Below are 13,295 nucleotides of genomic sequence, written 5' to 3' on the forward strand. Positions count from 1 at the left end.
CAAGATATTGAGCAAAAAAGTAACCGAGATATGGCGTTTTTAATGCAACAAATGGAATGCCGCTTGATAATGGCGTTCAATCGGTTGTTTTTGTTTTGTTTCTAAATTTATCACTTGATTACCGTTTAAATCTGCAATCTCAGCTTGCCAATTTTCGCTACGCAAGCCGTGGTAAAAGCTGGCAATATCTGCGGTTAATGCCCAGCCAATAAATTGTGAATAGTTTAAGCCAATGCTTTCCCACTTCTGTTTTTTAGGATGAAAATAATGGACTAAACCGACTTTTTCGCCTAATCCGCCACCATTCACCGCAAAATAACCACCAATGGCATCGTCAGCAATTAATAAATGAAACGGTCTTTCGCCCGATTGTTCAAAGGTTTTACCAAAATTCCACTCAAACAAACCGCGCGGCAGTTTCTCATTACCCGAACCTAAAATGCGTAACCAGCCGTGATCGATTAAAATACCGCCCGTTTCATAAATCACCGCACCCAGTGGCGTACTTGTCGGTAACTGCATCCCAACTAATTCCGCCCCTGCATTTTCCACATCTCTCGGCAGAATTTCATAATGGTTATTGGCTTGCTTGAACCAATCTTGCATAATTGTCCAAGCGGATTTTTGTTTATCGTTCAGTTCTTCGAGGGTTTTCATATAACTTATTTTTCTATGTAGGGGCGGGGTTTATCCCCGCCCGAAAACATTAAATATATTAGTGGGTGGGGATAAACCCCACCCTACGGATTTTTAGAACTATCAAAGTTGAACTATTTCCATTTTGGAAATGGTTAAAACTCAAACAACTTCTCTTCTACTCGTTCAACTTCTACCAATAATTTTTTAATAAAACGAAGTTTGTCGTTAATGGCTAATGCGTCCGCCCATTGTTGTGCATTGAGAGCTTGCTCAAGTTGTTGCAAAATGGCTTTTTGTTGTTTCTCAATCTCTTGGGTGAAAGCGGTGAGATCCGCTTCGTTTTTTGCGATTTCAATACTTTCTAAGGTTTCACGCCATTCCATTTGTTGCATTAAAAACGCCATATCTCGGTTACTTTTTTGCTCAATATCTTGCTGTTCACCCGTATGAATGGCGATGATCGCTTCCGCACGCAAAATCGGATCTTTGAGAATATGCAACGCATCATTAATTTCCGCCGATTTCTGCATTGCTAAACGATGTTCTGTCGCAGAACTTGCCGCAAAATTATCGGGGTGAAGCGATTTTTGTAAGGCTAAATAACGCTCAGAGAGTTGAGCGTTATCTACTTGGAATTGCACTGGCAGATCAAAAAGCGTAAATGGATTTGACATCAGAACCTCTTAGACGTTAAAACTTTCACCACAACCACATTCGTTTTTCACATTTGGGTTGTTGTACTTAAATCCTTCGTTTAATCCTTCTTTGACAAAATCTAACTCTGTGCCACTGAGGTAAACGAGGCTTTTTTCATCTACGATAATTTTAACACCGTGTTGTTCAAAAACGTGATCGTCTTCATTTAATACATCAACAAATTCAAGGACATAAGCTAACCCTGAACAGCCCGATGTTTTGACACCAAGCCTTAAACCAATGCCTTTGCCACGGTTTTCAAGGAAGGTACGAACACGATCTGCTGCGGTTTCTGTTAGGGTGATACTCATTTTTTCTCCTTGTGAATATAGCTAATTTTAAAAAGATTTCATTCACCTGATACGATAAAACCTTTTTAAAATTAACAATAAACGAAAACGCAAGCGGTCAGATTTTGCAAATTTTTTGCAAAAACCAACCGCTTGTTAAATATTACTTACCGTTTTTCTCTTTGTAATCTGCAATCGCTGCTTTGATTGCGTCTTCTGCAAGAATTGAGCAGTGTACTTTTACCGGTGGTAATTCAAGCTCTTCTGCGATGTCGCTGTTTTTGATTGCTTGTGCTTCATCTAATGATTTGCCTTTTACCCATTCAGTGATTAATGAACTTGATGCAATTGCTGAACCACAACCGTACGTTTTGAAACGTGCATCTTCAATGATACCTTGTTCGTTTACTTTAATTTGAAGTTGCATTACGTCACCACACGCCGGTGCGCCCACCATACCTGTACCGATATCTGCTGCTTTTTTGTCGAATGAACCTACGTTACGTGGGTTTTCATAGTGATCAATAACTTTATCGCTGTATGCCATATTTAAATTCCCCTATTATTAATGATGCGACCACTCAATTGAGTTTAAGTCGATACCTTCTTTGAACATATCCCAAAGTGGTGAAAGTTCACGTAATTTGGTGACTGCTTTTTTCACGATTTCGATAGTGTGATCGATCTCTTCTTCCGTTGTCCAACGACCGATTGAGAAACGGATTGAGCTATGTGCTAATTCATCGTTTAAGCCTAATGCACGAAGTACATAAGATGGCTCTAAACTTGCAGAAGTACAAGCAGAACCTGAAGATACGGCGATATCTTTTAATGACATCATCATTGACTCACCTTCAACGAAGTTAAAGCTGATGTTCAAGTTGCTGTCTACACGTTTACCTGCTTCCATTGTACCATTCACATACACTTCTTCCATATCTTTGAAACCGTTGTATAAACGGTCACGAAGTGCTTTGATACGAGGCATTTCAGTTGCCATTTCTTCTTTTGCGATACGATATGCTTCACCCATACCGACGATTTGGTGAACAGGTAATGTACCTGAACGCATACCACGCTCGTGACCACCACCGTGAATGATCGCTTCTAAACGCACACGTGGTTTACGGCAAACATATAAACCGCCGATACCTTTTGGTCCGTAAAGTTTATGGCTTGAGAAAGACATTAAATCTACGTTTAATGCTTGAACGTCCACAGGGATTTTACCCACTGATTGCGTTGCATCCACGTGGAAAATGATTTTTTTCGCACGGCAGATTTTACCGATCTCTTCGATTGGTTGAATCACACCAATCTCATTATTCACGTGCATCACTGATACCAAAATCGTATCCGGGCGAATTGCAGCTTCTAATTTAGCAATATCCACTAAACCTGTTGTTTCAGGCTCTAAATAGGTCACTTCAAAGCCTTCACGCTCTAACTGACGGCAAGTATCTAATACGGCTTTATGTTCAGTTTTAACCGTGATGATATGTTTACCTTTGGTTTGGTAGAAATGTGCCGCACCTTTAATTGCAAGGTTATCTGATTCGGTTGCACCTGAAGTGAATACGATTTCACGCGCATCCGCACCGATTAAATCCGCGATTTGATTACGGGCTACATCAACCGCTTCTTCTGCTTCCCAACCAAATTTGTGAGAACGAGATGCTGGGTTACCAAACACGCCGTCCTTTGTCATATATTCCATCATTTTTTTTGCAACACGCTCATCAACAGGCGTGGTTGCGGCATAATCCAAATAAATTGGTAATTTCATTGTTACTCCTAACTAAGAGATTTTTATAAGATTAATGGTGATGATCGTGGCAGTGAGAGGTCTCACAATCGTGATCGCTATTTTCTTCAACTAATTCGGCTAAAGTAATGGTATGTAGATATTGCTCAATTTGGTTCTCTAAACGCTCCCACAAAGAATGGGTCAAACAGCGACTATTTTTGCTGCAATTTCCACTTCCTTTACATTTGGAAACATCGACACTTTCATTGACGGCAGCAATGATCATACCGACATTGATCTCTTCAGGCGTTTTACCCAATTGGTAACCACCACCCGGTCCACGTACACTGTGAACAATTCCTTCTCGACGAAGCTGGGCAAAAAGTTGTTCTAAATAGGAAAGTGAGATTGCCTGACGATCAGAGATATCTGCAAGACTCACCGGAAGGGACTTGCCATGTAAAGCAATATCCAAAATTGCCGTTACGGCATATCGACCTCTTGAGGTTAATTTCATACTACATCCTTATTTAAGAATGATTAAGATTTGATAACAAGAATTTTATATATCCTACTAATTTAGTCAAGTATTTTAACTTATTAGAATGAAAGGTTTTATAAATGGATTGGGACATGAAAAGCAAAATATTTGGGATTCTAAACTATTTTTCCTTAAACGAAAAGAAGCTTGCGCCCATTTTTAGTGAATCATGTGTCATATAACAGAAAAGGTCTAAACCAAATGTGATTTAGACCTTATTTAATTTAGTATCAATTAATTATATTGATACTGATAGAAATCGTCTTGATTTGATGCTTTATGTCTCACTCCATTGAGAATAAACCCATTCACTTGAACACCTGCTCGCGCAAATACATCTCGAGCTTTTTCTAACTCTTTCAGAGTTGTTTTCTCAAAGAAGCCTATGAGGAATGTCGTTCCAGCATGACGACCGATAATCGCAGCATCTGTAACCGCAAGGATCGGTGGCGTATCTACAAGTACTAGATCGTATTTTTTAGAAGCCCACTCCAATAGCGATTCAAAACGGCTGCTCGCCAAAAGCTCTGATGGATTTGACGGAGTACTTCCTTTCAAAATAACATCAAAATCGCCAAATGGTACTTTTTGTACAATCTCTTCAAACGGAATACCTTTCGACAACCCCTCTGATAATCCTACACTTCTACTGACGCCCAATATTGCTCCCATATAACTCTTACGTAAGTCAGCGTCGATCAATAGTACTTTCTGCTCTGCTTTAGCTACAACATTAGCAAAATTAGATGCGATAAAGCTCTTGCCTACTTCCGGAGAAGTACCTGATAACATGACAATATTATTCTTCGCCTCTAACATTGTAAAATGTAAACTCGTTCTTAAGCTACGAAGAGCTTCAATCGACATATCTGTCGGCTCAGACTCAGATAACAATTGCGGTTTACTTTGATTACCTTTCTTGAACATAGATATATTTGTTGAGATTTTATCTTGAGTAATCGAATATGGGATCGTTGCATACGTTTGTAAGCCTATAGATTCCGCTGCGCTGGTACTTTCAATACCACGACTAAATAACACCTTAATAGCTACAACTGTTACAGAAAAAATAGCGCCTAGCATTAAAGCAAATATCACAACTAACGCTTTCTTTGGTGCTATTGGATTAACTGAAGACTGAGCAACATCTAATATACGAACATTACCGACAACCCCTGCTTTAAGTACATTAAACTCCTGCGCTCTATTTAAAAGCTGAACATAAATTTGTTGATCTACTTCTAAATCACGAGTTAAACGAACAATTTCCTTTTGTGTATCCGGTAAAGTTTCCATTTGTTTTACTAAACGCTCCCTTTCATCTAATAATACTTTACGTTGTTCAAGTAAAGAAATATATGTTGGATGTTGCTTAGTATATTTTTGAGAAATATCGCTCTCTTTAATTGTCAATTCATTTAAATCTGCTTCTAACTGAACCAATGTATCAAGAAATGATTTTGTTTCCAAATTTAAATCAACCGAACCATTTTTTTGACGATACTCGTTTAAATTATTTTCAGACTCGGCAAGTTTTTCCCTAATTTCTGGTAAACGTGTTTCTAAAAACGCTAAGCTTTTAGAGGCCTCTTCTGAGCTCCTTGCAATATTTTGTAGAATATAATTCTCCGAAATATTTTTGATAATTTGTTTAATTTGTCGCTGATTTTCACCATTTAAACTGATATCAATAACACCTGTTTGCTTACCTCTTTCAATAACTGAAAGTTTTTGTTGTAGACTTTCGATTGCTTCTAATTTATTAATCTTAGTGATATTAAAACGTTGACCAACATTACCTTTTAATATACTAACTTGGATAGCAAAATCATTATTTTCATATTTTTGATTAATGTTTCCTTCTAACAATAAACTATTGTTTTTATCAAAAAGTCGGTATTGTTGAATTGTTGGACCGATTTCTAATACAACACGTTCAAAACCTTCCATAGGCTCAAAAAGAGGTATGGATAATTCCACAATCTCTCCAGATAAACGGCTTAATCCTTTACCAATTAAAGGTATTGCATAATCTGCGCTAATCTTTGTATCCAAATTCAATTCTTCAACTGTTTTCTCCAAAATCATACGAGATTTCATAACTGTAATTTCAGTATTTGCTGAAGCATCTTGTTCGGAAATACTTGAAAACTCTTGAAAAATCCCACCAGTATTTTTTTCTTCAACTTGAATTAAGGCATTAGCGGTATAAATCGGTGTAGCTAATAAAGCATAACACACACCTAAAAATGTAAATAATAAAGTACTGGATATGATAAACCATTTATAATCCAACACTGCACCAAACAGTTTGGATAGATCAATACGATCGTTATCTTTTTCTTGAGACATTCTTTTTACCTTTAAAAGTTACTATAATTTAGATTTCCAACCTTCAGTTGCTTGTTCCATAAGTTTACAGACAGCTTCAAATATTTCTGGACTCTGCCTATAAGGATCGGGGATTTCCTTTTGTAACCAATGCCCATAAAGCATGATTTTACCTCTTGATGCCGGAGAAATATTAGCCACAACATCAATATGCTTATTTTCCATGACTAAAATTAAATCCGCATTCAAACAAAGTTCTTCAGAAAGCTGTTTCGCTACATGCTGCGTTAAATCTAAATTTGCTTTAGATGCCGTTGCAATCATTGTAGGATCTGCTGCACATCCTTCTAAACCACTATTTTTTGTGGCAATCCCTGCCGATTCTATTTGTTTATTTGGAAAAGCTTTCTTAAACAACTCTTTTCCGAGGGGAGAACGACATATATTCCCCATACAAACAATCAATATATTCCTAAACATTACCAGTTCTTAACTCTTAACATACTCTCAGTCAAACCATTAAACCCATCAATAGTCGGTACTACTTGTGAAATTACACGATTCCAGCGAGTAACCGGCGCTGTCGTAACATAGACTACATCATAAGGTTTCAAGAAGAAATCGGTTCCCAAAATATAAGATGTTGGATTCGTAACGTCTAGCTGATAAATATCTGCAATGGTTTCAATAGATTGACCATTATCCAATTGTGTAAATTTCGGTTGACCTCTGTGAGCACGAATAACAAAAATACCCGTAGCATCTGCAGATAGCTTATCAATACCACCACTTGCCGAAATCGCTTCCATTAACGTCATCCCATTTCGGTTGATCGTAAGAAATTGAGGTTGAGTAACTTCGCCTACAACAAATACTTTCTGCGTATCATTACTCGGAACATGCACAATATCACCATCGGTTAATAAACGGTTTTGAGTTAAATCACCACGCTGAATGAGAGCTTCTAAAGAAACAACCTCATCTCTTCCGTTTCTTGTAATTTTCACATTGTGCCAATCTGCATTATCAGCTAACCCACCGGCTTTATTAATAGCATCCAATAGTGTCAAAGGAATATTACTGATAAATTGCTGCCCTGGAGTTTTTACTTCTCCTGTTATATAGGTCTTTTGTGATTTATAGGATACTACAGAAACCTCAACTTGAGGACTCACAATATAATTCGCTAAACGACTGGTTAATCGTTCACGAATTTGTCCGACTGTCAGCCCGGCCACTTTAATATTGCCTACATAAGGATAAAAAATTGTTCCGTTTGCATGTACTTGGTTACCTGACTCTGCAGCAGAACGATATGAGCCGGCAGGAGTCGTCAACTCAGGATGATCCCAAACCGTTACATTAAGAACATCACCAATACCAACAACATATTGATAAGCGTTTATTTGTCGATCTAACTCTGCATTAGCCTTAGCCGTTGCTCTAATTGGCGCTAATGTCTTCAGAAGCTGAGGTGTAATAAAATAAGCGTCAACCGCTTTTTCTGTATCTAATTTTTCCCCTGTAACCTGTACATCTTTAGATCTCACTGGGTTATAAGAGCTAGGAAGGAAAATAGAGCATCCACTTAACGACAGAGAAATTCCGGTACACAAGAAAATTTTAGTTAATTTTTTCATAATCAATCATTCAAGGTTTGGTTAATAATAAAAATTTTGATAACGTTGAGGAATTAAGCCTGTTGCATTTTCCAAACGAAATCTTCAAGGTCACTAACCGGATTATAACCGGCTGGAGCCTCTAAAAGTAAGGTACGTATTTGTTCGCATTGATTTCCTACACTTGCAATACTTAATTTATCAAGTAATATTAATAACTCAGTAAGTGGTAAATACCCTTCTTGAGCCGTCATAATGCGTTGATGAGCCGTTCCCTCGACATTATCATCACCAATTAACAATTCTTCATACAGTTTTTCACCGGGTCTCAACCCCGTAAATTTAATCTCAATATCGCCACTAGGATTTTTATCATCTTTCACAGTCAATCCTGACAAACGAACAAGATTTATGGCTAAATCCACAATTTTTACCGGCTCTCCCATATCTAAAATAAAAACATCTCCGCCTTTTGCCATTGCTCCGGCTTGAATAACTAATTGGGCTGCCTCAGGAATCGTCATAAAATAACGAATAATACGAGGATCGGTAACAGTGATAGGACCGCCTTGCTCGATTTGTTTTTTGAATAACGGAATAACTGAACCAGATGAGCCCAACACATTCCCAAATCTTACCATTGAAAATGTAGTTTGATTCAATACACCATCAATCACATTTCCTTTTTCTTTGGCTAATGCCTGTAAACAAAGTTCAGCGATACGTTTTGTCGTTCCCATCACATTTGTCGGTCTAACCGCTTTATCAGTTGAAATCAATACAAAAGATTTTACTTGTGCCTTAATCGCCGCTTTAGCTGCATAAAAAGTACCAAAAATATTATTCTGAACTCCTTCTACAACATTATACTCAACCATCGGAACATGTTTATACGCTGCTGCATGATATACCGTTTCTACATTGAACGTTTTCATTATTTCCAATAATTTGGATAAATTCTGTACACTACCTAATAATGGGATAATTTCAATTTTACCAAATTGCTGTTTATCACAAATTTCATGTAGCTCTTTTTCTATTGAGTAAAGAGAAAATTCAGACACTTCAAATAGCAAAAGCTTGCGAGGTTTGTTTTTGACAATTTGTCGACATAACTCAGAACCAATAGAGCCTCCTGCACCAGTAACCATCACAATTTGATTTTTAATATTTTTACTAAATAATTCAGGAATCGGTTCAACAGGATCTCGCCCTAGTAAGTCTATAATATTCACCTCTTTCATATCGGAAAGATTAATTTTCTCATCTACTAATTGGGCTAATCCCGGAATTTCCATAATTTTAGCAGAAGATCCCGAAAGAAATTGAATAATTTCATTCCGCCTTTTTCTTTCTACCGAAGGTAATGCGATTAAAACCTGATCGATTTCATATCGCCTGATAGCTGCTAACGCTTTATTTGCCGAGTACACTTTTAAACGACCTAATCGCGTATTCTGCAAATTTTGATTATCATCAATAAAAAATATGGGGATATGTTCCTGAGAACGGAACAATAGCTGTGCAATTTGTTGCCCCGCAGCTCCTGCACCATATATTGCAATACGTTTACGAGGAATATCGGAGTGCATAACATACCGGACAAAGAAACGAATAACCGAACGGCTTCCCCACACCCAAGCAAACATAAAGAAGCCGAACATTAACGGGATTGAAGTAGGAATAAACGCAGTCGAATATTTTCCTAAAGAGAATAAACTCAAGATAGTTATTAACGTTGCTATTCCGAGTCTTGCAATGAGAGCCTCAGTAAATCCTCTAAGGACAAAATGATATACACCACAAAAAGCAAGACTAATAACCGCTAAAAGCGATACCCAAATTTCCCCATATGCCAAATCCGGAACCACCTCAGCCTTGAGATCAAATAAACGCAACGCATAACTAGCCCAAATCAAGATAGGAAAAACGATCAAATCCATAATTCCTAACCCAATTTGTTTAATGATCCTCGAGGAATACATTAATGAAGTAAAAAATGAACGTAACATAGCAAAACCACTATTGTGATAATTGTTCAATAACCTTTGAAATTGCCGCGACGGTTTTCTCCAAACTTTCCTGGCTTAATGTAGGATGCACCAAGAACATCAAACTGGTTTCGCCAAGCTGTTTTGCATTTTCTAAACGTTTTTCCGGTCGCCAAGGCGTATTATCAAACGCTTTTTCTAAATAGACTTCCGAGCAAGATCCGCTATAACATGGGATCCCCAATTCATTAATGCTATGCATAATACGATCTCGGGTCCAACCGGATGGTAGCTGCTCACTATTCACTTGCACATAACATTTATAAGCCGCATGCACATACTCTGCTGGTGTTTTATGAACAGTAAAGTACGGTGAGTTTTCAAAGGCAGCCAAAATGAGAACCATATTCTCATTACGCTTTTTCGTCCACTCCGACATTTTTCTTAATTGAATACGTCCAATCACCGCTTGAATTTCCATCATTCTCCAGTTTGTACCGAAAGAATCGTGTAACCAACGGAAACCTGGAGGGTGTTGCTTATTATAAACGGTATCATAGCTCTTACCGTGATCTTTATATGACCACATTTTATCCCACAAATCTTTATCGTTTGTTGTAACCATTCCGCCTTCACCACCAGTTGTCATAATTTTATCCTGGCAGAAAGACCATGCGGCAATATGACCGATAGAACCGGCAGATCGTCCTTTATACATTGCCCCATGAGCTTGAGCGCAATCTTCAATGACATATAAACCTTTTTCTTCCGCCAATGCCATAATCGGATCCATATCACACATTAAGCCTGCCAAATGGACACAAATAATAGCCTTAGTATTCGGTGTTAATACTGCTTCAATTGTGCGACGTGAGATATTTTGAGAATCCAACTCGACATCCGCGAATATAGGATTCGCTCCGGCTGTTACAATAGAGCTTGCCGATGCCAAAAAAGTACGGGAAGTCACAATTACATCGTCTCCGGCACCAATATTAAGCGCCTTCAATGCCACATCCAAGGCTACTGTACCATTGGTTAGTGACACGGCATATTTTGTTTGTGCAAACTCTGCAAATTCTTTTTCAAATTCACGGCATTCCTGTCCAGTCCAATAATTCACTTTATTCGAAAGAAGTGTCTTGGATACAGCATCCGCTTCTTCTTGTGTAAAAGACGGCCATGGTTCTAAATTTGTATTTAACATAAACTTCCCTTAAAAAAATCATACGTTGATAAATTGATATATCTCATCCCAGTTTAAGATGACATGTTGTGGTAAATAAATTTCGTCCAAATCAAAATTCTGTTTATGAATATTTACACCTCTGTCCTTTAAACATATTGTTTTCCAACCTAATTTCTTAGGAGTAATAAAATCTTTTTTTACATTATCGCCAATATAAGTATATTCATTACAGTTTAATGCATTTTCAACTTTTAAAAAATTAGATTCATTAGGTTTCTCACTGCCAATCTCCTCAGAAATAATAATCTCACTCATATAATCCAGCAAACCAAGTGCCTTTATTTTATTTCGTTGAGAGATCGACCTTCCATCAGTAATAATTGCAAATTTATATGAGGAACCAACCGCTTGTAAAAAACGTTCGACACCATCATACAATTTAATATCCGGCATATGATAACGGTACCAATTTAATAATTGTTCTAATGTTAATTCCGGATGCAATACAAGAATATATTCAAATACATTCCTACCAGATTTATATATTGAAAGCATATTCCTATATAATTCATCTGCATTTTCTTTTGAAATTTGAAGTGAAATATAATGATAGCCTGATTTCAGAAAATCATATTCGGAATACAATGTATCATCTAAATCAAAAACAATTGCTTTATTCTTCATAATCATGTACTAAGACTTCTGCATCATAACGCAACATCAAGAGATTATTTTCCCAATCATCATAATCTGTCACGATTTCATTAAGCAAATATTCTTGGATACACCAACGCGGATAATTTGCACCGGCTAAGTAACTTAGAGGATATCCGCCACCAAAACGAGGATTAATTTCTATCCCTAAAATTTCCTCTGTATTTTTATGGCAAAATACTTGAACCGTTAAACACCCTATTGCCCCTTCAACAAAATTAAGTTTATTTTTAAATTCACGAACAATACTATTTTTCTTCGTAACACCTTTATTAATCTCACCTGCACGGACAAAAATGCGTTTCCGAGGAACAACACATTTCAGTTGAGAGAAGCGATCAAAATAGCAATCAACGGTAAATTCATCATACGCTTCAGGTGATATATATTGCATGAACATCAGTTTTTCATTGTTTAAATGTTCTGCCTTAATATCCGAAGAACTATAAGCAATAAAAATACCTTTACTTAAACTTCCATCGAAGGGTTTTGCGAATACAGGATATTGCAAATTCTCTTTTGTATATTGTCTTGGAATATTTATCCCATAATTTTCAAATAAATGATTAGTTAATCTTTTATCTCTACATTTTTCAATAAAAGAGAAGTCACTGACAAGAAGTGTAATACCTTTTTCCGCAAAAACAGATTTATAACGACTTAATACTAATAATTCCGTATCTATTGTCGGAACAACTAATTTTATATTCTGTTCTATGCATAATTCTAATAATGCCGGAATATAATTTTCATCCGTCACTCGAGAAACTTGAAAATAGCCGTCCGAAACATGGCAAGCCGGTGCTAAAACAGGGTTGAGATCTACACTCAATACTTTGGATTCCGGAAAATATTGCTTTAGTTCTTTCTGAAACGCTTGAACTAAAGAGACACGCTGACCTGCTGAGGTAATGAGAATATTCATATTATTCCTTTTTCGTTCCTTCAAATTTTGGCATGGTTGCATCACCAGCCGCATTAATATCATCTTTTGCTACAACCTTTTTAACTGTTTTCCACAAAATCTGAATATCCAAGCAGAGTGATTGGTTTTCCACATACCAAGTATCTAATTCAAATTTTTGTTCCCAGCTAATTGCATTACGACCGTTAACTTGCGCATATCCTGTAATACCCGGTCTGACATTCTGACGCTTACGTTGTTCCTCGTTATAAAGTGGAATATACTCCATTAATAACGGGCGGGGGCCGACTAAGCTCATATCACCTTTTAAGACATTCCAAAGTTCAGGTAATTCATCCAAACTTGTCGCTCGTAACATTTTACCAAAATCAGTTAAACGCTCCGCATCCGGCAAAGGATTACCTTGAGCATCTACAGCATCTTTCATGGTTCTGAACTTAATCATTTCAAATGGCTTTCCATCCAAACCAGGTCTAATTTGACGAAATAAGACCGGGGAACCTAAATTCTTTTTCACTTTATATGCAATAAAAACATACAACGGGGAAAGTAAGATTAAACCGCATAATGAACCAATAATATCAATGACTCTTTTAAGCATTTTTACACCGTT

General features: G+C 37.1%; 14 protein-coding genes. All 14 read right to left on the reverse strand.

Annotated elements, in window-relative coordinates; translation table 11 throughout:
• Window positions 1-39 precede the first annotated feature (39 nt).
• Window positions 40-657: a DUF2625 family protein gene (locus ACEYKX_RS04415; RefSeq protein WP_373780546.1), complete on the reverse strand. Its 618-nt coding sequence runs from the start codon at window positions 655-657 to the stop codon at window positions 40-42.
• Window positions 658-791: 134 nt separating this feature from the next.
• Window positions 792-1,313 (reverse strand): Fe-S protein assembly co-chaperone HscB, encoded by a 522-nt coding sequence (hscB, locus tag ACEYKX_RS04420; RefSeq protein ID WP_373780547.1) that lies wholly within the window; start codon window positions 1,311-1,313, stop codon window positions 792-794.
• Window positions 1,314-1,322: 9 nt separating this feature from the next.
• On the reverse strand, window positions 1,323-1,646 hold the full coding sequence (iscA, locus tag ACEYKX_RS04425; protein ID WP_010785898.1) for an iron-sulfur cluster assembly protein IscA: 324 nt from the start codon (window positions 1,644-1,646) through the stop codon (window positions 1,323-1,325).
• 142 nt (window positions 1,647-1,788) lie between these two features.
• Entirely contained in the window at window positions 1,789-2,172 is a 384-nt protein-coding gene (gene iscU, locus ACEYKX_RS04430; protein ID WP_135674867.1) for a Fe-S cluster assembly scaffold IscU, read from the reverse strand.
• 18 nt (window positions 2,173-2,190) lie between these two features.
• The gene (locus ACEYKX_RS04435) at window positions 2,191-3,411 is read right to left on the reverse strand and encodes an IscS subfamily cysteine desulfurase (RefSeq protein WP_373766316.1); all 1,221 of its coding nucleotides are present in this window, start codon (window positions 3,409-3,411) and stop codon (window positions 2,191-2,193) included.
• A 31-nt stretch (window positions 3,412-3,442) separates the two neighbouring features.
• Window positions 3,443-3,889, reverse strand: coding sequence for an Rrf2 family transcriptional regulator (locus ACEYKX_RS04440; RefSeq protein ID WP_373766315.1), 447 nt, complete (start codon window positions 3,887-3,889; stop codon window positions 3,443-3,445).
• A gap of 258 nt (window positions 3,890-4,147) precedes the next feature.
• Window positions 4,148-6,265, reverse strand: a complete 2,118-nt coding sequence (locus ACEYKX_RS04445) for a polysaccharide biosynthesis tyrosine autokinase (protein ID WP_373766314.1) — start codon at window positions 6,263-6,265, stop codon at window positions 4,148-4,150.
• Between the two features lie 21 nt (window positions 6,266-6,286).
• On the reverse strand, window positions 6,287-6,724 hold the full coding sequence (locus ACEYKX_RS04450) for a low molecular weight protein-tyrosine-phosphatase (protein WP_373766313.1): 438 nt from the start codon (window positions 6,722-6,724) through the stop codon (window positions 6,287-6,289).
• A complete protein-coding gene (locus ACEYKX_RS04455; protein WP_373766312.1) occupies window positions 6,724-7,884 on the reverse strand; it encodes a polysaccharide export protein in 1,161 nt (386 codons plus the stop codon). Before ACEYKX_RS04455 ends, ACEYKX_RS04450 begins: the two co-directional genes overlap by 1 nt.
• Before the next feature lie 53 nt (window positions 7,885-7,937).
• Window positions 7,938-9,875 (reverse strand): polysaccharide biosynthesis protein, encoded by a 1,938-nt coding sequence (locus ACEYKX_RS04460; protein ID WP_373766311.1) that lies wholly within the window; start codon window positions 9,873-9,875, stop codon window positions 7,938-7,940.
• Between the two features lie 10 nt (window positions 9,876-9,885).
• Entirely contained in the window at window positions 9,886-11,061 is a 1,176-nt protein-coding gene (locus tag ACEYKX_RS04465) for a DegT/DnrJ/EryC1/StrS family aminotransferase (RefSeq protein WP_373766310.1), read from the reverse strand.
• Between the two features lie 18 nt (window positions 11,062-11,079).
• Window positions 11,080-11,727, reverse strand: a complete 648-nt coding sequence (locus tag ACEYKX_RS04470; RefSeq protein ID WP_373766309.1) for an HAD family hydrolase — start codon at window positions 11,725-11,727, stop codon at window positions 11,080-11,082.
• Window positions 11,717-12,682 (reverse strand): ATP-grasp domain-containing protein, encoded by a 966-nt coding sequence (locus tag ACEYKX_RS04475; protein WP_373766308.1) that lies wholly within the window; start codon window positions 12,680-12,682, stop codon window positions 11,717-11,719. Before ACEYKX_RS04475 ends, ACEYKX_RS04470 begins: the two co-directional genes overlap by 11 nt.
• A 1-nt stretch (window position 12,683) precedes the next feature.
• On the reverse strand, window positions 12,684-13,283 hold the full coding sequence (locus tag ACEYKX_RS04480; protein ID WP_373766307.1) for a sugar transferase: 600 nt from the start codon (window positions 13,281-13,283) through the stop codon (window positions 12,684-12,686).
• Between the last annotated feature and the right edge of the window lie 12 nt (window positions 13,284-13,295).

Source organism: Glaesserella sp. (assembly GCF_041817755.1).
In the GTDB taxonomy this organism is placed as follows: Bacteria; Pseudomonadota; Gammaproteobacteria; order Enterobacterales; family Pasteurellaceae; genus Glaesserella.

What these genes read in the sequence shown, in the direction of transcription:
- ACEYKX_RS04415 (WP_373780546.1), bottom strand. Translation starts at nt 657, where the DNA reads ATGAAAACCCTCGAAGAACTGAACGATAAACAAAAATCCGCTTGGACA.
- hscB (WP_373780547.1), bottom strand. Translation starts at nt 1,313, where the DNA reads ATGTCAAATCCATTTACGCTTTTTGATCTGCCAGTGCAATTCCAAGTA.
- iscA (WP_010785898.1), bottom strand. Translation starts at nt 1,646, where the DNA reads ATGAGTATCACCCTAACAGAAACCGCAGCAGATCGTGTTCGTACCTTC.
- iscU (WP_135674867.1), bottom strand. Translation starts at nt 2,172, where the DNA reads ATGGCATACAGCGATAAAGTTATTGATCACTATGAAAACCCACGTAAC.
- ACEYKX_RS04435 (WP_373766316.1), bottom strand. Translation starts at nt 3,411, where the DNA reads ATGAAATTACCAATTTATTTGGATTATGCCGCAACCACGCCTGTTGAT.
- ACEYKX_RS04440 (WP_373766315.1), bottom strand. Translation starts at nt 3,889, where the DNA reads ATGAAATTAACCTCAAGAGGTCGATATGCCGTAACGGCAATTTTGGAT.
- ACEYKX_RS04445 (WP_373766314.1), bottom strand. Translation starts at nt 6,265, where the DNA reads ATGTCTCAAGAAAAAGATAACGATCGTATTGATCTATCCAAACTGTTT.
- ACEYKX_RS04450 (WP_373766313.1), bottom strand. Translation starts at nt 6,724, where the DNA reads ATGTTTAGGAATATATTGATTGTTTGTATGGGGAATATATGTCGTTCT.
- ACEYKX_RS04455 (WP_373766312.1), bottom strand. Translation starts at nt 7,884, where the DNA reads ATGAAAAAATTAACTAAAATTTTCTTGTGTACCGGAATTTCTCTGTCG.
- ACEYKX_RS04460 (WP_373766311.1), bottom strand. Translation starts at nt 9,875, where the DNA reads ATGTTACGTTCATTTTTTACTTCATTAATGTATTCCTCGAGGATCATT.
- ACEYKX_RS04465 (WP_373766310.1), bottom strand. Translation starts at nt 11,061, where the DNA reads ATGTTAAATACAAATTTAGAACCATGGCCGTCTTTTACACAAGAAGAA.
- ACEYKX_RS04470 (WP_373766309.1), bottom strand. Translation starts at nt 11,727, where the DNA reads ATGAAGAATAAAGCAATTGTTTTTGATTTAGATGATACATTGTATTCC.
- ACEYKX_RS04475 (WP_373766308.1), bottom strand. Translation starts at nt 12,682, where the DNA reads ATGAATATTCTCATTACCTCAGCAGGTCAGCGTGTCTCTTTAGTTCAA.
- ACEYKX_RS04480 (WP_373766307.1), bottom strand. Translation starts at nt 13,283, where the DNA reads ATGCTTAAAAGAGTCATTGATATTATTGGTTCATTATGCGGTTTAATC.